At 58.9% G+C, this 21,369-nt stretch carries 19 protein-coding genes; 9 read left to right on the top strand and 10 right to left on the bottom strand.

The genetic code is table 11. The features are described 5' to 3' along the window. The first annotated feature begins 126 nt into the window (after positions 1-126). Together ACNY69_RS10480 and ACNY69_RS10485 are read left to right on the top strand one after the other, a co-directional pair. Entirely contained in the window at positions 127-1,518 is a 1,392-nt protein-coding gene (locus ACNY69_RS10480; RefSeq protein WP_111139100.1) for an L-cystine transporter, read from the top strand. 182 nt (positions 1,519-1,700) lie between these two features. Next, positions 1,701-2,108, top strand: a complete 408-nt coding sequence (locus tag ACNY69_RS10485; protein ID WP_367395438.1) for a DUF6515 family protein — start codon at positions 1,701-1,703, stop codon at positions 2,106-2,108. Positions 2,109-2,169: 61 nt separating this feature from the next. Here ACNY69_RS10485 and osmE read toward each other — a convergent pair whose 3' ends face one another. Next, entirely contained in the window at positions 2,170-2,505 is a 336-nt protein-coding gene (gene osmE / locus ACNY69_RS10490; protein WP_111139102.1) for an osmotically-inducible lipoprotein OsmE, read from the bottom strand. A gap of 282 nt (positions 2,506-2,787) precedes the next feature. Between osmE and ACNY69_RS10495 the strand changes: the two genes are divergently transcribed. The 4 genes from ACNY69_RS10495 (at position 2,788) to cho (ending at position 6,809) form a co-directional block, all read left to right on the top strand. Further along, the gene (locus tag ACNY69_RS10495) at positions 2,788-3,990 is read left to right on the top strand and encodes a multidrug effflux MFS transporter (protein WP_111139103.1); all 1,203 of its coding nucleotides are present in this window, start codon (positions 2,788-2,790) and stop codon (positions 3,988-3,990) included. A gap of 118 nt (positions 3,991-4,108) precedes the next feature. Then, entirely contained in the window at positions 4,109-4,933 is an 825-nt protein-coding gene (gene nadE / locus ACNY69_RS10500; RefSeq protein ID WP_111139104.1) for an ammonia-dependent NAD(+) synthetase, read from the top strand. Positions 4,934-4,993: 60 nt separating this feature from the next. Further along, positions 4,994-5,881 (top strand): aromatic amino acid DMT transporter YddG, encoded by an 888-nt coding sequence (gene yddG / locus ACNY69_RS10505; protein WP_418798230.1) that lies wholly within the window; start codon positions 4,994-4,996, stop codon positions 5,879-5,881. A gap of 67 nt (positions 5,882-5,948) precedes the next feature. Next, on the top strand, positions 5,949-6,809 hold the full coding sequence (gene cho / locus ACNY69_RS10510; protein ID WP_111139106.1) for an excinuclease Cho: 861 nt from the start codon (positions 5,949-5,951) through the stop codon (positions 6,807-6,809). A gap of 73 nt (positions 6,810-6,882) precedes the next feature. Here the strand turns inward: cho and spy are convergent, their stop codons facing one another. The 6 genes from spy to ACNY69_RS10540 all read right to left on the bottom strand — a co-directional run bounded on the left by spy (position 6,883) and on the right by ACNY69_RS10540 (position 13,769). Continuing rightward, on the bottom strand, positions 6,883-7,377 hold the full coding sequence (gene spy, locus ACNY69_RS10515) for an ATP-independent periplasmic protein-refolding chaperone Spy (protein ID WP_293769801.1): 495 nt from the start codon (positions 7,375-7,377) through the stop codon (positions 6,883-6,885). 307 nt (positions 7,378-7,684) lie between these two features. After that, positions 7,685-8,680, bottom strand: a complete 996-nt coding sequence (gene astE, locus ACNY69_RS10520; protein ID WP_293769799.1) for a succinylglutamate desuccinylase — start codon at positions 8,678-8,680, stop codon at positions 7,685-7,687. A 50-nt stretch (positions 8,681-8,730) separates the two neighbouring features. Then, positions 8,731-10,059, bottom strand: coding sequence for an N-succinylarginine dihydrolase (gene astB, locus ACNY69_RS10525; protein WP_418798232.1), 1,329 nt, complete (start codon positions 10,057-10,059; stop codon positions 8,731-8,733). Further along, complete coding sequence (gene astD, locus ACNY69_RS10530) at positions 10,046-11,524, bottom strand: succinylglutamate-semialdehyde dehydrogenase (RefSeq protein ID WP_418798234.1); 1,479 nt, start codon at positions 11,522-11,524, stop codon at positions 10,046-10,048. Before astD ends, astB begins: the two co-directional genes overlap by 14 nt. Beyond that, entirely contained in the window at positions 11,521-12,552 is a 1,032-nt protein-coding gene (gene astA, locus ACNY69_RS10535; RefSeq protein WP_418798236.1) for an arginine N-succinyltransferase, read from the bottom strand. Before astA ends, astD begins: the two co-directional genes overlap by 4 nt. Then, complete coding sequence (locus ACNY69_RS10540) at positions 12,549-13,769, bottom strand: aspartate aminotransferase family protein (protein WP_111142054.1); 1,221 nt, start codon at positions 13,767-13,769, stop codon at positions 12,549-12,551. Before ACNY69_RS10540 ends, astA begins: the two co-directional genes overlap by 4 nt. A 929-nt stretch (positions 13,770-14,698) precedes the next feature. On the opposite strand from ACNY69_RS10540, the gene ACNY69_RS10545 reads away from it, so the two are divergent. After that, a complete protein-coding gene (locus ACNY69_RS10545) occupies positions 14,699-15,772 on the top strand; it encodes a porin (RefSeq protein ID WP_111142053.1) in 1,074 nt (357 codons plus the stop codon). Positions 15,773-15,820: 48 nt separating this feature from the next. Here the strand turns inward: ACNY69_RS10545 and ACNY69_RS10550 are convergent, their stop codons facing one another. Continuing rightward, positions 15,821-17,392: a putative bifunctional diguanylate cyclase/phosphodiesterase gene (locus ACNY69_RS10550; protein WP_367395432.1), complete on the bottom strand. Its 1,572-nt coding sequence runs from the start codon at positions 17,390-17,392 to the stop codon at positions 15,821-15,823. 658 nt (positions 17,393-18,050) lie between these two features. Here ACNY69_RS10550 and ACNY69_RS10555 point away from each other — a divergent pair. Together ACNY69_RS10555 and ACNY69_RS10560 are read left to right on the top strand one after the other, a co-directional pair. Then, a complete protein-coding gene (locus tag ACNY69_RS10555) occupies positions 18,051-18,533 on the top strand; it encodes a MarR family winged helix-turn-helix transcriptional regulator (protein WP_111140228.1) in 483 nt (160 codons plus the stop codon). A gap of 87 nt (positions 18,534-18,620) precedes the next feature. Next, positions 18,621-18,821, top strand: a complete 201-nt coding sequence (locus ACNY69_RS10560) for a hypothetical protein (RefSeq protein ID WP_199560010.1) — start codon at positions 18,621-18,623, stop codon at positions 18,819-18,821. Between the two features lie 136 nt (positions 18,822-18,957). On the opposite strand, the gene ACNY69_RS10565 is transcribed toward ACNY69_RS10560, so the two are convergent. Both ACNY69_RS10565 and ACNY69_RS10570 read right to left on the bottom strand, forming a co-directional pair. Further along, on the bottom strand, positions 18,958-20,391 hold the full coding sequence (locus ACNY69_RS10565) for a YchO/YchP family invasin (protein ID WP_418798258.1): 1,434 nt from the start codon (positions 20,389-20,391) through the stop codon (positions 18,958-18,960). A 174-nt stretch (positions 20,392-20,565) separates the two neighbouring features. After that, positions 20,566-21,363, bottom strand: a complete 798-nt coding sequence (locus ACNY69_RS10570) for an SDR family oxidoreductase (protein WP_111140230.1) — start codon at positions 21,361-21,363, stop codon at positions 20,566-20,568. Positions 21,364-21,369 lie beyond the last annotated feature (6 nt).

Genomic DNA, 21,369 nt, shown 5'->3' on the forward strand with positions numbered 1-21,369 from the left:
TAAACCATACCATTTGGATATAAGGCACCCTCTTCGCCTGCTGTTACCATTCCTGCTGTCTTAATTCGTGATTAACATTATGCGGCCTTCCTGACCCGGAAGGCCGCATTACTCTGGAGTTTCAGTATGGACCTTCCTCTTACGCTTAATATCGTGGCCTTTGTGGTGCTGCTGGTATTGCTCTCCCGCTTCAGCCGTCAGAACTGGAGCCTGTCGAAAAAGGTGCTGACCGGTCTGGTGATCGGCGTGCTGTTCGGCCTGGTGTTACAGCTGATCTACGGCGAAAACAGCGCAGTGGTAAAAGCGTCAATCAGCTGGTTCAACATCGTCGGAAATGGCTATGTTCAGCTACTGCAGATGGTCGTGATGCCACTGGTGTTCGTCTCTATCCTCAGTGCGGTCGCCCGTCTGCATAACGCTTCGTCGCTGGGAAAAATCAGCGTACTGACGATCGGCGTTCTGCTGTTTACCACTGCCATCTCGGCGCTGGTGGGCGTCTTCGTCACCGGCCTGTTTGGGCTGAGCGCGGAAGGTCTGGTTCAGGGTGCGCAGGAAACGGCGCGTCTCAGTGCGATCCAGAGTAACTACGTGGGTAAAGTCGCCGATCTGACGGTGCCACAGCTGGTGCTCTCCTTTATCCCGAAAAATCCGTTCGCGGATCTGACCGGCGCGAATCCAACCTCGATCATCAGCGTCGTTATTTTTGCTGCCTTCCTGGGTGTGGCTGCTCTGCAGTTGCTCAAAGATGATGAGGTTAAAGGCCAGCGTGTGCTGGTGGCTATCGACACCCTGCAGTCGTGGGTTATGAAGCTGGTCCGTTTAGTGATGAAGCTGACCCCTTACGGCGTGCTGGCGCTGATGACCAAAGTGGTCGCCGGTTCTAACCTCCAGGACATTATCAAGCTGGGCAGCTTTGTGCTTGCCTCTTACCTTGGCCTGGCCATCATGTTTGGTGTCCATGCGCTGCTGCTGTCGGTCAACGGTATCAACCCGCTGCGCTTCTTCCGCAAAGTATGGCCGGTGATCACCTTCGCCTTTACCAGTCGCTCCAGTGCGGCCACGATTCCGCTGAGTGTTGAAACCCAGACCCGTCGTCTCGGCGTGCCTGAATCGATTGCCAGCTTCTCGGCCTCATTCGGTGCCACTATCGGTCAGAACGGCTGTGCCGGTCTCTATCCGACCATGCTGGCGGTGATGGTCGCGCCGACGGTGGGCATCAACCCGTTTGACCCGCTGTGGATTGCCACCCTGGTCGGCATGGTCACGCTGAGTTCAGCGGGCGTAGCGGGTGTCGGCGGCGGCGCCACCTTTGCGGCCCTGATTGTACTGCCTGCAATGGGCCTGCCGGTGACGCTGGTGGCACTGCTGATCTCCATCGAGCCGCTGATCGATATGGGCCGCACGGCGCTGAACGTCAATGGCTCCATGACCGCCGGCTCCCTGACCAGCCGCTGGCTGGGTCTGACCGACAAGCGCGTACTGGAAAGCGACGACAACGCGGAACTGGCGCACCGCTGATGGCTTTACACCTGGCGCGCCCGCGCCAGGTTCTCTTCTCTTCTCCATAATCTTCCCCGTTAATGGCGACGCCGTTAAGAAAGCGTTAAGCGTGGTAAAGAGGCGAAAATTTGCCGCTTTATTGCTTGTCTTTGCCCGTGAAAAAGCGAATTCTGCCTCCAGTTTTATGAGGAGAACGCCCGATGAAAAAAGTTATCGCCTCGTTTCTGACGCTGACGCTGCTTACGCCTGCGCTGGCGCTGGCTCACCCCGGTGACTGGGGCCCGCCGGGCGGCTGGGGACGGCATGGCGGACCCGGCCCGCACTGGGGCGGTCCCGGCCCCCACTGGGGTGGACCGCTGCGCTTCTTACCCGACGCCGCCACGGCGGTGCTGATCGGCGGGCTCACCTACTACCTGCTGAATGGCAGCTATTATCAGCGTCACGGCGATGAATATGTGGTGGTCGAGCCGCCGGAGGAGTCGCGGGTCAGCAATGAGATGCGGGTGCTCGATTTTAATGGCAAACGCTTTTACGTGCAGGCAGGCCACTACTATCAGCGGCAGATCGATGGTGACTATGTTGAGGTGCCGCGTCCGGCCGGATTGTAACGCGTCCCCAACGAAAAACGGCCCGTCATCATGACGGGCCGTTTGCTATTCAGTGAGACGCTTACTGCTGAGCCTGCGGGTCAGTGTCATACTCCGCACAGCTCTGGAAACCGTAGTTCATCACACGGCCGGTGTCGTTGTAGCTGACGAAGTAAGTCTGCGCTTTACCGTCACGCTGGCCCAGAACGTAGGTCTGGCAGGTGCCACGCGCGTGAACCATGGTGATTTCAGTCGATGGCGCACCGGCGATCTGACGAACCTGATCGCGGGTCATGCCCTTTTTAACATCCTTTACCACTGGCTTAGTCACGTAGCTTTCCGCACGATCGTAAGTCGTACAACCAGACAGTGCAGCCAGTGTCAGCGCCGCAGCGATACATCCCATCACTTTATTCATCTTGTTGTTCCTCATTGATTGTCCATGTGGAAACAAGCCTGGAACAGAAATGCTGATATATCAAGTTTATGAAGAACAATTCGTGGCACACTGACTGTCAGGATTCCGTAAAGAAGGCTGTGTTACTGTCAGCGCGCACGTATACTTCCCGGCCATCGGGGCAGCCGCCAGCGACCCTTTATGCGCGGCTGCACGCCTCTCTTTCAGCAGGCTGCAACCTGCCTCCGCTTTGCTGGCCTGCCCGATTTCTGTTTACGCCATCGCTGACAACGCTGAGGATAAATGACTCCTGTACACGCAAACCGTCTGACCTATGCCATCACACTTGGTCTGCTGGCCGCACTGGGCCCGCTCTGTATCGACCTCTATCTGCCAGCACTGCCGCAGCTGGCGCAGGATCTCCACACCGAAACCGCGACCGCGCAGCTGAGCCTGACCGCCGGTCTGCTGGGGCTGGGATTCGGCCAGTTACTGTTTGGCCCGATGAGCGATAAGGCGGGCCGTCTGCGCCCGCTGACACTGTCACTGAGCCTGCTGTTTATCGCCTCGCTGGGCTGTGCGCTGGCGCAGGATATCCACCAGCTGCTGCTGGCGCGCCTGTTTCAGGGATTAGCGGGCGCAGGCGGCGCGGTGCTCTCAAGGGCGATTGCCCGCGATATGTACAGCGGCCACGAACTGACGCGCTTCTTCGCGTTGCTGATGCTGGTCAATGGCCTGGCCCCGATCGGTGCGCCGGTGCTCGGCGGCGCGCTGATGACGATCCTGGACTGGCGAGGCATCTTTATGGTGCTGGGCGGCATTGCCATCCTGTTGATCCTGCTGGCGCGCTGGAAACTGCATGAAACGCTGCCTGAGACACGACGCAGTCAGGGATCGATCCTGTCCGCCTACGCGGCACTCGGTCAGGTGGTGACCCACCGCCCCTTTATGGGCTTCTGCCTGACCCAGGGCTTTATGATGTCCGGCATGTTCGCCTATATCGGCGCCTCGCCCTTTGTGCTGCAACAGCTCTATGGTCTCTCGCCGCAGGCATTCAGCTTCTGCTTTGCGGCAAACGGCCTGGGCCTGATCATTGCCTCCCAGACCAGTGCCCGCCTCTGCCCGCTCTGGGGCGAATATCGGGTGCTGAAAGGCGGACTCACGCTGGCCTTTGTGGCCTCCGGCCTGCTGCTGCTGGCCGCGCTGTATCAGGCGCCGCTGCCCCTGCTGCTGGTGGCGCTGTTCTTTTCCATCGCCAGCAACGGGGTGATCGCCACCACCGCTTCCTCCCTGGCGATGCAGAGTCAGGGGCATCGGGCGGGCAGCGCGTCCGCCGTGATCGGCGTAACGATGTTCACGCTGGGGGCGATCACCGTGCCGATCACCGGCATCGGCGGTACCTCGGTCATGAGCATGTGCGCCACCATTTTTGGCTGCTTTATGATGGCGATCCTGATGTTCAGCGTGCTGGCAAAAAAACCGTCACAGCCACTGAAAACTCACTGATTTAGCAACGATTAGCCAAAATCCGTTGCCGCTTTGGCTTGTTGTTTTCGCCAATGCACGTTAGCTTTAATAACACGTTCGCATCGAGCCGACAGGCCACTGACCTGAGGAGAAGTTCATGTCACTGCAGCAGGAAATTATTGAAGCACTGGGTGTGAAGCCCACGATCGACGCCAGCCAGGAAGTGCGTGTCAGCGTCGATTTCCTTAAAGCCTATCTGAAACGTCACAGCGGGCTGAAGACGCTGGTGCTGGGGATCAGCGGCGGTCAGGATTCCACCCTGGCGGGCAAGCTGGCGCAGACGGCGATCGCGGAACTGCGCCAGGAGAGCGGCGACAACGACTACACCTTTATTGCGGTGCGTCTGCCCTATGGCGTCCAGGCCGATGAGCAGGATTGCCAGGATGCTCTGGCCTTTATCCAGCCCGACCGTTCGCTGGTGGTCAACATTAAAGAGTCCGTGCTGGCCAGCGAGCGCGCCCTGAAAGAGGCGGGCATCACCCTGTCCGATTTCGTTCGCGGCAATGAAAAAGCGCGTGAGCGGATGAAAGCGCAATACAGCATCGCGGGCATGACCCGGGGTGTGGTGGTCGGCACCGACCACGCCGCCGAGGCGGTCACCGGCTTCTTCACCAAGTATGGCGATGGCGGCACCGACATCAATCCCCTGTTCCGCCTGAACAAGCGTCAGGGCAAGCTGCTGCTGAAACATCTGGGCTGCCCGGAACATCTCTACCTGAAGAAACCCACTGCTGACCTGGAAGATGATCGTCCCGGCCTGCAGGACGAGGTGGCGCTGGGCGTGACCTACGAGATGATCGATGACTACCTGGAAGGTAAAAGCATCGACCCGGAGAATGCCCGGATCATCGAAGGCTGGTATCTGAAAACCGAGCACAAACGTCGCCCGCCGATCACGGTATTCGACGACTTCTGGAAGTAATACGCCGCCTCCTTTGCTCCGGCAAAGGAGGTTCCCTCTACTGATCCTGTTGATGCCCCCATGTCTGCCACCGTTTCGCGCGCGACCCTTGTCGGTCTTGTTGCCATACTGCTCTGGAGTACCACTGTGGGCCTGCTGCGCAGCGTCAGCGAAGCCTTTGGTGCTACCGGCGGCGCGGCACTGATCTATACCACGACGGCGCTGCTGCTCTGTCTGACCCGGGGCATGCCGCGACCCGGCGCGCTGCCTCCGATCTATCTGTGGCTGGGCGGTGCCCTGTTTGTCGGCTATGAAATCTGTCTGGCGCTGGCGATCGGTCTGGCCAGCGATCGCAGCCAGTCGCTGGAGCTGGGGATGATTAACTATCTCTGGCCCTGCCTGACTATCGTGCTGGCGATCCCCTTTAATCAGCAGCGATTCCGCCCCTGGCTCTGGCCGGGGCTGCTGCTGTCGCTGCTCGGGATCGTCTGGGTGATGAAGGGCAACAGCAGCGGTTCACCCTCTCTGCTGTGGCAGAATATGTTTCGCAATCCCGCCGCCTATAGCCTTGCCTTTGTCGCCGCCCTGACATGGGCGGTCTACAACAATCTGACCCGGCGCTTTGCCCGCGGGTCGAACGGCGTCACCCTCTTTTTTGTCCTGACCGCACTGGCGCTGTGGCTGAAGTTTGCCCTCAGCCCCCCACAGCCGATGACCTTTGCCCCAATCCCGCTGCTGGAGGTGGGGTTTGTCGGGCTCTCTACCGCCGTCGCCTATTCCGCCTGGAATCACGGTATCCAGCAGGGCAACCTGACGCTGCTGGCTACCGCCTCCTACTTTACGCCCGTGCTGTCGGCGCTGCTGGGATCGCTGTGGCTTGGCCTGAGTCCGCCGCTGGCCTTCTGGCAGGGTGTCGCGATGATCACGCTGGGGTCGCTGATCTGCTGGCTGGCGACCCGCGGACGGTAATCAGACCACTGGCGATCATTTCACCAGGCTGTTATGCTGTATGGACAACCAGTAAATGGAGTCCATTTTGGTCAGACGTGCTGCTATGCTTCGCCCCGAACCCGATGCGAATGCAATTTATCAATATCCCGAACACCTGCGTGAATGGCTGGAAGGTCTGCCGAATCGTCCCGGCGTCTACACCTTCCACGGAGAAAGCGAGTCGCTGCCGCTCTATATCGGCAAAAGCGTGAATCTGCGTTCACGGGTCATGTCCCATTTCCGCACCCCTGATGAGGCGAAGATGCTGCGCCAGTCGCGGCGTGTCAGCTGGATCCCGACCGCCGGCGATCTGGGCGCGCTGCTGCTGGAAGCGCAGATGATCAAGACCCAGCAGCCGCTGTTCAATAAGCGATTACGCAAGAACCGGCAGCTCTGCTCGTTGCAGATCACTGACACGAAGCCGCAGGTGGTTTACGCAAAGGATCTCGATTTCAGTCAGTCGCCTAATCTGTTCGGGCTTTACCGCAGCCGCTTTGCTGCCATTGAACGGCTCAAGCAGCTCGCGGATGAGTATCAGCTCTGTCATGGCCTGCTGGGGCTGGAAACACTGAGTGCGGGCCGGGGCTGCTTCCGTTCAGCACTGCGCCGCTGCGCCGGAGCCTGCTGCGGCAAAGAGACGGTCAGCGATCATCAGGATCGGCTGCTTGAAGCGCTGGAAAACGTGCGGGTCTTCTGCTGGCCGTGGCAGGGCGCGGTGGGTCTGGTCGAAGAGGGAAAAGAGATGACCCAGATCCATGTTATCGATCACTGGTTCTATCTCGGCTCCGTTGACAGCATGGAGGAAGCGCGAAAACTGCAGCGGCCCAAAGGCGGTTTTGATCACGACGGCTATAAAATCCTCTGCCGCCCGATTCTCTCAGGTGCCTACCCTATTCTGCCGCTATAAAAAAACCGCCGACGCTGCCCACTCACCTTCAGTGGACAGCGCCGGCGGTCTCAGACCGTTAGCTTAGCAGGGCTTATTCAGCCGGTTCGGCTGACGGTGCCATCTGGCCTTCACGCGGGCCTTTCTCCGTCAGACGCTTTTCAAAGTCAGCGTTGTACTGTTTCTTCTGCTCCGGTGTCAGCACGTTATAGAACTTGTTCTGGGTTTCCAGCATCTTCAGCGCATGCTCTTTCGCATCAGCAGACATCTTCTCTGCCTGCGCCTCTGCTTTGCTCTTATCGAAGCTGTCAGACGCGATAATGCTGTGGGCCGCACGACGCTCGTCCAGTGACGGACGTTTCATCTCTTTACGGCTCTCTTTCAGGATGTCGCGCATCTGAGTCTGCTGCGCTTCGGTCAGTTTCAGCCCTCTGAACATCCGATCCATGCCGTGGTGCATTGGCGGTTTATGCATCGCTTTTTCGCTGCCTGCTGGTGGTGGAGTCAGGTTGTCAGCAGCAGCATGGACGGCGCTGGCTGCACCAAACGCCAGCGAAGAAGCCAGTAAAAGGGAAGTCAGTTTGCGCATAATAGTGTCCTTATATTTCATGATAATGACGACAGCACTCTGTCGCGTCTTCGGAAACAAGCATACGACGCTGAACGTCAACTACTCAGAGCCTGAGTAAAGCCGTGAAAGCATAGAAGACAAAAATCGGGCAATCATGAAGAGAATAAGAAGAAAGGCGTGAGGAATTGAAAAAGAGTATGAATTTCCAGTGAATTTCGCAGAAATCGTGGAGGAGTGTAAGGGTTCTGACAGGAAAGCGGAAGCGGTTCTGCCGCTTTCCTGCCGGTTTTTTCAGGCTGATCCACCCGACCGGGGCGATCCGGCCTCAGAGCGGCAGTGCCTGAGTCTGTTCGCCCTCCTCTATCAGCATAAGCCCGGCGCGCAGTCCGGCAGCCACGCTGGGATTCGGGAACAGCACATACTCCCGCGCCTGCTGCACGTAGTACCGTTTATCGCCATCCTCTGCCAGCAGGGTTCCCTGCGGGAAGGCGGTGAAGTTCAGCGTTTCCGGCGACATGTGCAGCCTGAAATGTTCGCTTAAGCGGGTAATCTGCTGCACCACCCGGTAGTGGCGCGGGCTGGCCGACACGGCAGGCATCGGCTCGCCATAAAGCAGTGCCGCCAGCGCCTGCTCTGCCGCGCGGAACTGACTGAGATCGTTTTCACCGAACGGCAGTGCTTTACCCAGCTCCAGCGTGCAGCTGGCGGCACCAAAATGCTCGCAGCTGAAATGGGTAAAGGTGCCGCCTGGCGCGCGGTGAAACACCAGGGCTTCCAGACCGGCCGCCGCCAGCCAGCTAAGAAATTCGGGCGGCCAGGGCCGTTCGCTGTGCGGCATCACGCCAAACTGCGTGTGCCAGGAGCCGCGAATCGCCGTGTGCATATCAAGATGCCAGCGCGTCTCATCACACGCGCCCTGCTGCCAGAACGTCTCCAGCGTCTGCTCCAGCCGCAGCACGCGCCGCGCCTCATCGCAGTCATCGATCTGCTGCCAGCGCCCGCCAAAGAGCCGGTTAATGTCATAACGCACATAGCGTTTACCGGTGCGCAGCGCAGAGGGATTTCCCAGAATCACCAGCAGGCGTTGCCGCAGTGGCTTTTCGCCCCGCAGCAGCGCATTAACCAGCCTGCTGACGATTTCTACCGGTGCGGTCTCGTTACCATGAATACCGGCGGAGAGCACCAGTGCCTGATTCACCGGTTCGATCGGCTCCAGAATCAGGATGCCGTGATACAACCACTGCCAGCGAAGATGCGCCGTTTCACCCCTGCGCTGATGCGGCGCTTCGCCGGAGAGCGTCTGCTGTAAAAAGTCCTGCATCGTTCCTCCTGTTCGCGATGAGCAGGTGGCGGCCGCTGCCGCCACCGCCTTCACTGCTGAAATGCATACACATTTCCTAAGTCTAGCAGCTTCGTCAGCTCATCCAGCGCGTCGCGTCCCTCGCGCAGCAGCTGCGGGTCAATCAGGTCGGCCTGCGTCAGACGATCGCGATAGTGGCGATCCACCCACTCATTCAGCGTGGTGAAAAGCCGATCGTTCATCAGCACCGCCGGATTCACCGCCTGCCGCTCCTCGGGCGTCAGCACGACGCGCAGTCGCAGGCAGGCCGGGCCACCGCCGTTGTACATGCTTTCCCGCAGGTCAAAGACCTTCAGGGCGCTGAGTGGCGTATCTCCTTCGACCTGTTCACACAGGTAGCGCCAGACGCCCTCATGCTGGCGTGACTCTTCCGGCAGCACCAGCATCATGCTGCCGTCGGGATGGGTCAGGAGCTGACTGTTAAACAGATAGGTTTCCACCGCCTCTTTCACCGACACCCGGTTCTCCGGCACCTCCAGCGTCACAAAACCCGGAACACACGCCCGAAGCCGGGCCAGCAGCGCGGGCTGATCCACAAAGGCGTGCTGGTGACAGAAGAGCATCTGCTGGTTACTGACCGCAATCACGTCGTTATGGAAGACGCCCTGATCGATCACCGCCGGATTCTGCTGCGCAAACAGCACGCTGTCGGGTGAAAGCTGATGCAGCCGGGCGACCGCTTCGCTGGCTTCACGGGTCTGCCGGGCCGGATAACGCTGCGGTGCCTTGCCCTCATGGCTGCCGTCGCGTCCGTAGATGAACAGCTGAACGCCGCGCTCACCGTAGTCGCTGCCCAGCCGGTTGTGATTCGCCGCCCCTTCATCGCCAAACAGCGCCACCTGCGGCAACGCATCATGCACGCTGAAATGGCGGTCGTCGCGGAAAATGGACCGCAGCAGAGCAGCCGTTTCCGGCGCTTCTATCGCACGGTGAAACTTGTTGTTGAGGTTCGCTACCGTCAGGTGAACCCGGCCATCGAGACTGTCTGCTGAGGGGGAGACAGTCGCCGCATTGGCGACCCACATTGCGGAGGCGGAACTGACCACAGAGAGCAGGCCCGGCGCGCTTTTTCCGGCGGTGGCCAGCACCTGCTCATCGCTGCCGCCAAACCCAAGCTGACGCAGCACCGCGATATTGGGCCGCTCATGCGGCGGGATCACCCCCTGCACAAAGCCCATATCGGCCAGCGCCTTCATCTTCAGCAGCCCCTGCTTTGCGGCCAGACGGGGATTCGACGGCTGCAGCTGATTGCGGGTCGAGGCTTCATTACCAAACGACAGCCCGGCATAGTGATGGGTCAGGCCCACCAGTCCATCGAAATTGGCTTCAGTGGCCTTCATGCGGCGTCTCCTGCAAAGAGAAATCCAGTCCCGGCGACAGCGTGGCGGGCAGCGTCAGATCCGGGGTCTCCAGCGAGGCCATCGGCCAGGCGCAGTAGTCCGCCGCGTACCAGGCGCTGGCACGATGGTTGCCCGACGCACCCACCCCGCCAAACGGCGCGGTACTGGCGGCTCCGGTCAGCGGTTTGTTCCAGTTAACGATCCCGGCGCGCGCCTCCAGCAGCAGCCGTTCAAACTGCGCACGCTCAGGGGAGATCAATCCGCACGACAGCCCGTAACGGGTCTGGTTTGCCAGCGCAATCGCCTCGTCGAAGGTGTCATAGCGCATCACGCCAAGCAGTGGCCCAAAGACCTCTTCATCCGGAATCTCCTGCACACCGGTTAAGTCGATGATGCCCGGCGTCAGAATGGCGCGCTGGCGATCCGGCCAGCGCATCGCCAGCAGCACCTTGCCGCCTGCCGCTACCCGCCGCTGCCACTCCGCCATAATCTTCTCTGCCGCGCCGGTGGAGATGACGCTGCCCATAAACGGCTGCGGCTCGGCGTTCCAGGCGGCCGGTTGCAGCCTTCCTGCGACCTCGACCAGACGTTGCAGGAAGGCGTCGCCTGCCGCACCCCGTTTCACCAGCAGACGGCGCGCGCAGGTGCAGCGCTGCCCGGCGGTAATAAAGGCGGACTGCAGCGTAATGTTGACCGCCGCATCCCGATCGGCCGGATCCTCCACAATCAGGGCGTTGTTGCCGCCCATCTCCAGCGCCAGCATCTTCTCAGGCTGACCGGCAAACTGACGATGCAGCTGATAGCCGGTATGCGCGCTGCCGGTAAACAGCAGGCCGTCGATTTGATCGCAGGTCGCGAGCGCCTGACCGGTTTCACGCCCCCCCTGTAACAGCGCCAGCACGCCCGCAGGCAGGCCCGCGGCCAGCCAGAGTTCAGCGGTTTTTTCGGCCGTCAGCGGCGTAAGTTCGCTGGGTTTAAACACCGCGCAGTTACCCGCCAGCAGCGCCGGTACGATATGGCCGTTGGGCAGATGTCCGGGGAAGTTATAGGGACCGAACACTGCCAGCACGCCGTGGGGACGATGCCGCAGCGAGCTTTCACCCTCATGCTGCTCACCGGTGCGGCTATGGTACGCCTTTACTGAAAAGCCGATTTTGTTGATCATCGCACCCACTTCGGTCAGGGCTTCCCAGCGCGGCTTGCCGGTTTCGCGGGCGATGATTTCTGCCATTTCAGTTTTATTCGCTTCCAGCCGGGCCGCAAACTGTTCGATGATGGCCTGCCGCTCTGCCAGGGGCCGTCTGGCCCAGGCCGGAAAAGCGGCGCGTGCCGCATCACAGGCGGCGCTGACCTGGGCGGCCGACGCCGCATGGCCCTGCCACAGCATTTCACCGCTGACCGGATCCGTTTTCGTCATCCGCTCAGCGTCGCCGCTCAGCCACTCTCCCTTAATCAGGTGCGTCATGCTGTTTTCTCCTCTTTGCAGAGCGTGACCACGCGCAGGCTGTCGCCCGGCTGGCAGTGCAGCGCCCGCATCTGTTCATCCGTCAGTGATACGCTGTCGCTGGCGGCTTTTGCCGCGATCAGCGCCACGCGGAACTGATGATAATGTTGATTAGCCACCAGGCAGAGCGGCGCATCCACCGGGTTTTCACCGCGTTCGGCGCGGCGCAGGCGGCTCTTGCGCACGGCGCGGATATGATCGATATCGCACTCCAGCGTCGGGCCACCATCGAAGATATCGACATAGTTGAGGTAGCGGAAACCTTCCGCTTCCAGTACTGCCCGGGCAGGCGCGGTCTGCGGATGCACCTGTCCGATAACCGCCTGGGCGTCCGGTGTCAGGTAGTCGATATAGAGCGGATGCTTAGGCATCAGCTCCGCAATAAAGGCTTTCTGACCGGTGCCGCTCAGGAAGTCTGCCTTGCTGAACTCCATCGAGAAGAAGCGGCTGCCGACGCTCTCCCAGAACGGCGAATGACCCTGCTCATCGCTGACGCCACGCATTTCGGCCACGACCCGATCGGTGAAACGCTCGCGGAAACTGGCCATAAACAGGAAGCGGGACTTCGACAGCAGATGACCGTTTTTACCGTCACGGTAGTCGGGATCAAGGAACAGTGTGCAAAGCTCACTGCTGCCGGTGTGATCGTTACTCAGCGACAGCGTGGGCAGCGCCGCGTAAACATTCAGCTCTTTCGAGGCGTGAACCTGAGTGCCGACCCGGAAGTTATACCAGGGATCCTGCAGTCCGACCGCCACCTCAATGGCGCAGATGCCGATGGCGCGGTTATCTTCGCTGTCGGCCAGCACAAAAACGTAGCCCTGCTCTGCACGCGGCAGCGTGCCCTCCCAGGTCTGCAGCGACCGCTCGATACGCGCCTGTAACGTTGCACTGTCGGCGGGCAGCGAGGTCAGCCCGCCCCCCGTTTTACCGGCCAGCGCCATCAGCTGGCTCAGGTCATCGCGTTCAACCGGACGGATGACCATCATGATGCCGATCCCCGCACCAGACGCTCACAGGTTTCCGCAAAGCGTGCCATGCCCAGCTTCACTTCCTGCTCGCTGATATTCAGCGCCGGGGCAAAGCGTACGACGTTGGCACCCGCGATCAGGACCATCACGCCCATTTCTGCGGCGGCAAGGTTGATCGCTTTCGCTTTACCGGCGAACTCATCGCTCAGAACGGCGCCAATCAGCAGGCCAAGGCCGCGCACCTCTTTAAACAGGTTCAGGCGCTGATTGATCTCGTTCAGCGCCGAGACAATCCACTGGTGACGCTGCGTGACGCCCGCCATCACCTCGGGCTGATTGATCAGCTCCATCACTTTTCCGGCCACCGCACCGGCCAGCGGATTGCCGCCGTAGGTCGTGCCGTGTGTGCCGACGCCCATGACGTTCGCCAGATCGTCGCGTGTCAGCATCGCACCAATCGGGAAGCCCCCGCCCAGCGCTTTGGCGCTGGTAAGCACATCCGGCGTGACACCATAGTGCATATAGGCATAGAGCGACCCGGTGCGGCCGACCCCGCTCTGCACCTCATCAAAAATCAGTACAGCCTGATGTCTGTCGCAGAGTTCGCGCAGACCGCGCAGAAACGCCGGATCGGCAGGCAGTACGCCACCCTCACCCTGAATCGGCTCCACGATCACGGCGCAGGTATGGTCATTGATCAGATCGGCTGCCGCAGCCAGATCGTTAAACGGCGCATGCTGGATCTCGGGCGGCAGCGGGGCAAAATCTTTTGAATAGGCAGGCTGACCGCCGGCTGAGACGGTGAACAGGGTGCGGCCATGAAACGCGTTCTTAAACGCCACGATGCCACTCTTATGGGGACCAACCCGGTCGTGCGCCACTTTACGCGCCAGCTTCAGCGCCGCTTCGTTCGCTTCTGCACCGGAGTTGCAGAAAAAGACCCGGTCCGCAAAAGTGGCGTCGATTAGCTGTTTCGCCAGCCGGAGAATGGGTTCGTTGGTGTAACCATTACCGGTATGCCACAGACGCGCCGCCTGCTCCTGCAACGCCTGCTGTAACGCCGGATGCGCATGTCCCAACGCATTGACCGCAATGCCGCCAGCAAAATCGATGTAGTCTTTGCCGCTCTGATCCCAGACGGTTGAGCCCTCTGCGCGAACCGGTATAAAAGTCGCAGGCGCATAAACCGGCATCATCCATTGGTCGAAATCGTGACGTGAAACGTGCAGTGCCATAACCCATTCTCCTGCCTGGCCTTACCGGTCTGGTAAAGCTTTTGTTTTAAAATTGTTAAGGGATGTTGTAATGCTGTCCTACTGTAATTTGCACTTACCGTGCCAGCCAGAGAATTTGTGCATAAAACAGGAGCGATAACGGAATATCAATGATTTACGCAGCGCCATTATTCACTTAATTTGCATATATAGTGAATAATTGTCTTATCGCAGCGCCACGGCCGGTTTTTAAATAGCGGAATTATGCAAATACCGGATGAAATATCGCTTTTGTGATCGCTGATAAACTATCTCTCCAAAAAAACCCATTTTGCGCCCTGTTCTGGCGCGCTCTGCCTCGTAACGGTGCAGCGGCGATCGCACCCGCTGAGCAGACCGATCTCCGTGATCCGGTGAGATTTAACAAAGCATTTTCGCTTATTGCGGCACGCGCTGTTTAATTAAGAGACACTTTACGGCGTTTTTTTAAACAACGGCAGATTATTCCACCCGGATGGATGCGGACTATTTCCAGCGTGATTATTCTGACAGGAAGCGTTATTTAAAAATTGATGAAAAGAAATTAATACGCAGGCTAATGGTTAGAGCTTAAGCCATAAATTTTCATTCCCCTGCCATAAATTAAATTTAATCAGGCTGGTGAATTCAGTGGTTTAAAAACAGACAACCCAGATTAACCTCCATTCCGTAAAATAATTCAAGCAATTGAATTTAAATCACTTTTTATTAGTAAACTAAAAAAACCAGTCAGAAGAAAATATTATTACCTTTGCAGGCTATCGGCTTTATCTCGCCATTATCTGTACAGTGAATATAGACATCACATTTTGTTACGTATATTGCGCTTTGTAATTTTCCGGTTTTATGGCACTTTCGTTGCGCCCCTTTCAGGGGATAATAATAATGAATCAGGACAGGGTAATAATAAAATGATGAAGCGTACTTTACTGGCGGCTGTGATGCCGTTACTGCTCGGTCTCGCCTCCGCCCAGGCGGCAGAGATTTATAACAAGGATGGCAATAAGCTGGATCTGGTTGGCAAGATCAACGTCTCCCATCTCTTTTCTGACGATGTGAAAAATGACGGTGATACCTCTTCCTATTCCCGCCTGGGTTTCAAGGGTGAAACTAAAATCAACGATCAGCTGACCGGCTATGGCTTCTGGCAGTATCAGTACAGCCTCCGCAACTCCGAAGGCAGTGACGCGCAGACCGGCAACCGTACCCGTCTGGGCTATGCGGGCCTGAAGTTTGGCGAAGCGGGTTCACTGGACTACGGTCGCAACTACGGCCTGGTCTATGACGTGCTGAGTTACACCGATATGCTGCCATTCTTCGGCGGCGACTCCGGCTATACCGATGCCTTCCTCTCTGGCCGCTCGACCGGTGTACTGACCTGGCGTAACAGCGACTTCTTTGGTCTGGTTCAGGGCTTAAATCTGGCCGCGCAGTATCAGGGCAAAAACGATCGCAGCAGCAATACGGACGGTGTCCGTCGCTCCAACGGCGATGGCTTCGCCCTCTCCGCCTCTTACGACTTCGATTTCGGCCTGAGTTTTGCCGGCGCGTTCGCCAGCCTGGATCGCACCACCACGCAGAACACGGCCGCACGCGGTGAAGGCGAAAAAGCGCAGCACTGGGCGACCTCGGTGAAATATGATGCGAACCAGGTTTATCTGGCGGCGATGTACGGGGAAACCCTGAACGCCACGCCGATCACCGGCGGCTTCGCGAATAAAGCGCAGAACGTTGAAGCGGTAGCGCAGTATCAGTTCCTGAACGGTTTCCGTCCTTCGGTGGGCTACGTCTCGTCGAAAGGCAAAGAGATCGAGAATATCGGCGATGCTGACATCGTTAAATACACTGCGGTCGGCGCAACCTACTACTTTAACAAGAACATGTCGGTGTATGGTGAATACCGTATCAACCTGCTGAAAGAGAAAAACCCGCTCGGTCTGGCAACCGACGACATCACCGCGCTGGGCCTGATTTACCAGTTCTGATATGAAACGGAGAGCCGGTTCGGATTACCGGGCCGGCCTGATGCAGGTTCAGGCCGCAGGCGGCCTTTCGCCTGGCGACCTGACTAAGCTCACGGCCACCGACTCCTGCATCAGCTCCTCCATATTCGCGGAGGCCAGCAGCGTGGTGGCCTGCCCGGCAGGAACCGGACGACTGAAGAGATAGCCCTGACCGTAATCGCAGCCGCGCTTTCTCAGCCACCGCAGCGTGGCCACATCCTCAATTCCCTCAGCCGTGATCACCACATTCAGCCCCTGACAGAGCATCAGCAGCATCTCAACCACTTTTCGCTGCTCTACCCCATTCACGATGCCCGCGACGAACGACTGGTCAATCTTGATCTTGGTGATGCCCAGCCCCAGCAGTGCGGAAAGATTCGAATAGCCCGTGCCGAAATCATCCAGCACCACCCCGATGCCGTCCTCTTTCAGCAGGCGAATCGCCTGGCGGGCATCGTCGGAGATATCCATGACATTCTGTTCCGTGATCTCCAGTTCCAGCATTACCGGTCCGGCGTGCTGCATGATGCGGGAGAGACAGCCAGTCAGCGCCGGTCTCAGCAGCTGTTCCGGCGTAATATTCAGCGACAGGCAGAGTCCGGCGGGCCATGAACGGGTGGCACTGACTGCATCCTGCAGCAGCGCCACGGTCAGGCTGTCCATCAGCCCCAGCCGCTCGACCACAGGCAGAAACTCAGCGGGAGAAACCGACTGACCCGATGCGGTGATCCAGCGCGCCAGGATCTCAAAACCGGTGATGTTGCCGGTGCGCAGCGACACCAGCGGCTGCAGAAAGGGAACGATGGCGTGACCGCTGACGGCGGCCACCACCTCCTGCTCCATCTTCTCCCGCTGGCGAAAGCGTCGCTCCATGTCCGGTGAGAATTGCGCCAGATGCGACCGCTTATTGCACTTGGCCTCCTGGAGCGCCAGATCGGCCGCCCGGACCACATCGGCCTGAGCTGTGCAGGCTGAGCTGGCAATGCCCACAGAGAGACTGAGGCTGGTGTGCGGACCGGTCCGAATTGCGTTCGCGCGCTGGCACAGCTTTTCGGCAGCCGCCGACGCCTGTTCAGGCGTAAAGTGAGCCGTGACCAGGGCAAACTCATCGCCGCCAATGCGAAACACCTCGCTCTCCGTACTGGCGAAGGCGGTCAACAGGTTAGCCAGCGCGATCAGCGTGGTATCGCCCTGAAGATGACCGTTAAGATCGTTGATAATCTTGAATTCATTGATATCGAGCAGCGTCAGGGTATAGGGCGTGCCGCTGGCGTCGAGCGCCGCGAGATGGGCACTGAACGATCGGCGGTTCATTACCCCCGTCAGGGCATCGGTGCCGGCCAGCCTGAGCGCGTTTTTTTTCGCATTCAGCGTTTTGCGGATCAGACTGGCGATCAGCAACGCCGGAATGATCATCGCCAGCAGGGCAAACGAGGAAGAGGTCAGGATAAACCGCAGTCGCTCGCTGGTTTCAAAATTCGAGTCATAGCTCAGACCCAGCAGCCTGAAAAGCCAACCCTCAAGCCCGAACTCCCACAGCGTGGAGAGTAAAATGATGGTCGCAATATTCAGCACTGCGAGCCAGAAAAGTTTCAGGCGCATGCGTTCATTCCCGGTGTTGAAAAGTGTCAGAATTCTCTTTTGGTTATCAGTAAAAACCGGGGCGTTTTTTTTATAGATTGTCTGCTCAGTGGCCGACGATGATTACCCCTCCACGCACTCTGCTGTCAGAAATCATGGTTCTTACCCGTCCCGATGCGCAGGCGAGCATCATGCGCCAGCCAGCCGCTTGCAGGTCACCGCATTCATAACGATGAATGTTCTATCGGCAGCGGCGGCCGGATTAACAGGCCCATCTTATTAAATTTGTGCACTGCGACGACTTTTCGGCGCCGGGAACGGCGACGCCTGCCGTCGGGCACGCGTAATTTGACAAGGGCAGCGCCGCGTCAGCGGCTGGGTAAAAAGCTGAAATCTGGCAGGCAAACCGAAGCGGCAAGGCGGCCCTGCAGATGGCCCTCGCGGGATCGCCGCCAGTCAGATTGACATCAATTTAGTTTGACTCAATACTGTCTGCAGTTTCAGCCGGGCTTACCGCTAAGGGCTTTCCTTTCCGCCGCGCCAGCGCCTGAAAGCCTGATGTTTCATCTCTGCAAAGAGAGACTGTTACCTTCGACCCGATCCGGAAAATGCACACGACTTCACGACCGAAAATGTCCGTAGTCTGGCCGTTCTGCCCCTGACTCATCTGAGAAATAATATGAATAATGAAACCGCGGGGATCGCTGAGACGTCTTCCGCCAGTGCGGCACCAGAAACCATCGACCAGTTTCTCTGCTTTGCCCTCTATTCCGCCTCACACGCGATGACGAAGCTCTATCAGTCACGGCTGAAGCCGCTGGGACTGACCTATCCGCAATATCTGGTGCTGCTGGTGCTATGGGAAAAAGATGGCCTGACCGTGTCAGAAATTGGCGCCCGCGTCCGGCTTGATTCCGGCACACTCAGTCAGCTTCTGAGACGGCTTGAAAGCGCCGGTATTCTCTGCCGCCAGCGTGACACCGCAAAGGATGAGCGCCGGGTGATCGTCTCGCTGACGGAACAGGGCCATCAGCTCAAAGTCACGGCAGCGGGCGTCCCGGCAGACATGGTCTCTGTGATGGATACTGCCTGCAGCGAATTGAGTGAACTGACGGCCCGGGTCGCTATGCTGCGCGAAAAACTGCTCAGGGCACTGCCATGAGTGTGGCTGATGAGCTGACCGGGCGGAATCGCCCGAGGCGGATCGGTTCAGCGGCTGTTCAGCAAAACCGTTGCCCTGGAGTCTCTTTTGAGCAGCAATAAACCGGTAGATATGGATGATGTTCATGCCGTCGTCGGGCACGCGGTCGCCAGCCTGCTGCAGTCAGGTCAGACGGCAGGCATCCGGGATATCATCGCCTTTCTGAAAAATAAGGAAGCCCACGCCGTCAATGGTCAGAGGGAGCTTTACGCCAGAGCCATTCATATTGTGAAAAGCCTGGTGAACTGACCGCCGCAGACGGGCAGCTTTTCCGCGCCCGCTGAGCTGCCCGGCGGGATGTGCCTCCGGGCTGGTCGCACGCTTCCGCCATTGCTGCCCCTTCTCTGTTCACTCACGTTTGCGCCTCTCCGCACTGCGTCACCCTCTACAGAGCGGCTCCGGCGGGGGCCATCAAATCAAAGCGATCGCTCTGCGGCGACGCATCCATCGGCATCGGTGGCTCGACCTTCAGCGTGATCCAGTTTGAGGTGACCCGCTGCTGCTTACTGTCCTCCAGCGTCACCGACAGGCGATATTCGTTGCTGGCGTCCGGCGACGGATCCCACTGCGGCAGGATCACACTCCAGCCGTGCGGATCGGCGTTATTCGCCGGTGGCGTCAGGCTCAGCGCCTGGGTGTCGCCCTGCCAGCTGACGGCTTTGATGGCGTTGCTGGCGCGCACCTGTAACTTCAGCGGCAGGCTCTCGCCGCTGCTTAACTGCCAGGGCGGCGTCGCCAGGAAGACTGACAGGGTTTTACGCTGGCGGAAGGCGAGCACCGGCGTCGTGTTGCGGGTGACGGTATCGTAGCGGCTGCCACGCAGCGAGTGCGCTTCGGCGACGTTCGCGGCGTCGAGCTGACGGCTCAGCGCCACGCCGAACCGGTAGTTAAGTTTCAGCCCCAGCTGGTCCTGGCTTTCACCGGCGCTGCTGGTTTTGTGGGTCGCGGAGAGCGTCACCAGCGGCACCGGCGTGTAAGAGAGGCCGAACGACATGGCGGAAGGATTGTGATAGCGGTTGCCGCTGTTAAACAGATCGACATTATCCCCCAGATATTGCTGATAGCTGACCGACATGCCCAGCTGGCGATAGAAAGGCAGGTAACTCTGGCTGGTAATGTCATAGCCGCGCGCCATGCGCTGCTGCTGTGAACTGCTGAGGTTTTTCCAGCCGGAAAGCGGCTGATAGTAGTTAGCCGAAAGCCGCATCGCGTCGCTCCAGGCCTCCGTTCCCACCGAGGCCCGCTGCAGACCACTGCTGAAGATCCGATCGACAAACCCGTTGTAGCCCAGCAGCCAATTGCCGGCTTCCCAGCGCTGCCCCAGACCCGCACTGCCCACCAGCCCGTTCTCGGTATCGTGCAGACCCAGCTGGCTGAAGGTCAGCAGGCTGTTCTCATCGGCCAGGGCGCTGAAGAGATCGCCGCCGGTGCCGGTGAAGTTGCCGTCCATGTCCACGTTAAGATCCAGCTGCGCCGTTCCGTAAGGGGAAAGCAGCGACTGCCCTTCGCTCTCGATCCGCCCGGCCACTTCATCGCGCAGATGATTGAACGCCCAGACACCCGCCTGCTGGCCAAACGTGACATCGCTGTCGCTGTTGTTGCTCGCCTCGCCGATACTTTTGGCAACGGCGGCCAGCTTTTTACTCCACTCTTCATCCCGATCGCTCACGCTGCCCAGCGTCGGCAGCGACGCACTGTAGCGCGCAGGATCATCGAAGGGTGTCTCTGACACCCGCGTTTCAGTCTGTATCGCGCGGACGCTCTGCGTGGCAGTCAGCGACAGCGCAATAAAAGCGTAAACCCCTGTTTTCCGTATCATGTCACCCGGCACATTGATCTGTCTGTAGCTGCGATAAAAAGTCAAAAACATTGACTATTACCTTAACATATTGTGATGGTGATGCAGGACAGCCGCGCCATTTTGTGCATATACCAGAAAAGTCTGGCAAAAAAAAAGCCTGCCCACGGGCAGGCCTGCTGGGGATACAGCGGATCAGGAGAAGATTAACCCGCCATCGACGTTGATTGTCTGGCCGGTGATGTAGCGTGCGTCATCGGAGGCCAGAAATGCGACCAGCCCGGCGACATCCTCCGGCTGACCGGCTCGTTTCAGCGGGATGTTATTAACCCACTCAGCCATCAGCTCCCCTTTGCCATAGGTTTTCTCCCCGCTGCTGAGGATCTCGCCCCAGACGCGATCGTTATAGTCCCACATCTCACTCTCAATGATGCCCGGACAGAAGGCGTTGACCGTGATGTTCCACGGTGCCAGCTCCAGCGCCAGACTCTGGGTAATCCCGATCACACCCATCTTGCTGGCGGCGTAGTGCGGCGTGTAGATAAAGCCCTGCCGCCCCTGGCCGGAGGAGGTGTTGATCAGGCTGCCGCTGCGCTGCTGCACCATATACTTCGCCGCCTCACGGCAGCAGAGCCAGACCCCCGTGGTATTCACTGCCAGGATGCGCTCGAAATCGCTTTTCGGCATCGTGTCAAAGCGATCGATAGTGATCACCCCGGCATTCTGTATCGACACGTCGATCCGGCCAAAGCGCGCAAACGCCTGCTGATAGAGCTGCTGCACGGCGGTTTCATCGGTGACATCGACCTGCAGGGCCAGTATCTCACTGCCATAGTGCTGCTGAAGCTGGTCGGCGGTGCTGAAGACCCGGTCATCATTCGAGACCATCACCAGCTTCGCCCCGTCGCGGGCGAAGCGCGCCGCAATGCCGGCTCCGATGCCCCGGCAGGCGCCGGTGATCACGACGATTTTTTCAGGTTGTTCGTGGCTCATAATCGC

Source organism: Pantoea graminicola, from assembly GCF_048452665.1.
Taxonomy (GTDB): domain Bacteria; phylum Pseudomonadota; class Gammaproteobacteria; order Enterobacterales; family Enterobacteriaceae; genus Pantoea.

Bases quoted from the DNA above. Each gene is read 5' to 3' on its own strand.
- ACNY69_RS10480 (WP_111139100.1), top strand. From the start codon at position 127: ATGGACCTTCCTCTTACGCTTAATATCGTGGCCTTTGTGGTGCTGCTG.
- ACNY69_RS10485 (WP_367395438.1), top strand. From the start codon at position 1,701: ATGAAAAAAGTTATCGCCTCGTTTCTGACGCTGACGCTGCTTACGCCT.
- osmE (WP_111139102.1), bottom strand. From the start codon at position 2,505: ATGAATAAAGTGATGGGATGTATCGCTGCGGCGCTGACACTGGCTGCA.
- ACNY69_RS10495 (WP_111139103.1), top strand. From the start codon at position 2,788: ATGACTCCTGTACACGCAAACCGTCTGACCTATGCCATCACACTTGGT.
- nadE (WP_111139104.1), top strand. From the start codon at position 4,109: ATGTCACTGCAGCAGGAAATTATTGAAGCACTGGGTGTGAAGCCCACG.
- yddG (WP_418798230.1), top strand. From the start codon at position 4,994: ATGTCTGCCACCGTTTCGCGCGCGACCCTTGTCGGTCTTGTTGCCATA.
- spy (WP_293769801.1), bottom strand. From the start codon at position 7,377: ATGCGCAAACTGACTTCCCTTTTACTGGCTTCTTCGCTGGCGTTTGGT.
- astE (WP_293769799.1), bottom strand. From the start codon at position 8,680: ATGCAGGACTTTTTACAGCAGACGCTCTCCGGCGAAGCGCCGCATCAG.
- astB (WP_418798232.1), bottom strand. From the start codon at position 10,059: ATGAAGGCCACTGAAGCCAATTTCGATGGACTGGTGGGCCTGACCCAT.
- astD (WP_418798234.1), bottom strand. From the start codon at position 11,524: ATGACGCACCTGATTAAGGGAGAGTGGCTGAGCGGCGACGCTGAGCGG.
- astA (WP_418798236.1), bottom strand. From the start codon at position 12,552: ATGATGGTCATCCGTCCGGTTGAACGCGATGACCTGAGCCAGCTGATG.
- ACNY69_RS10540 (WP_111142054.1), bottom strand. From the start codon at position 13,769: ATGGCACTGCACGTTTCACGTCACGATTTCGACCAATGGATGATGCCG.
- ACNY69_RS10545 (WP_111142053.1), top strand. From the start codon at position 14,699: ATGATGAAGCGTACTTTACTGGCGGCTGTGATGCCGTTACTGCTCGGT.
- ACNY69_RS10550 (WP_367395432.1), bottom strand. From the start codon at position 17,392: ATGCGCCTGAAACTTTTCTGGCTCGCAGTGCTGAATATTGCGACCATC.
- ACNY69_RS10555 (WP_111140228.1), top strand. From the start codon at position 18,051: ATGAATAATGAAACCGCGGGGATCGCTGAGACGTCTTCCGCCAGTGCG.
- ACNY69_RS10565 (WP_418798258.1), bottom strand. From the start codon at position 20,391: ATGATACGGAAAACAGGGGTTTACGCTTTTATTGCGCTGTCGCTGACT.
- ACNY69_RS10570 (WP_111140230.1), bottom strand. From the start codon at position 21,363: ATGAGCCACGAACAACCTGAAAAAATCGTCGTGATCACCGGCGCCTGC.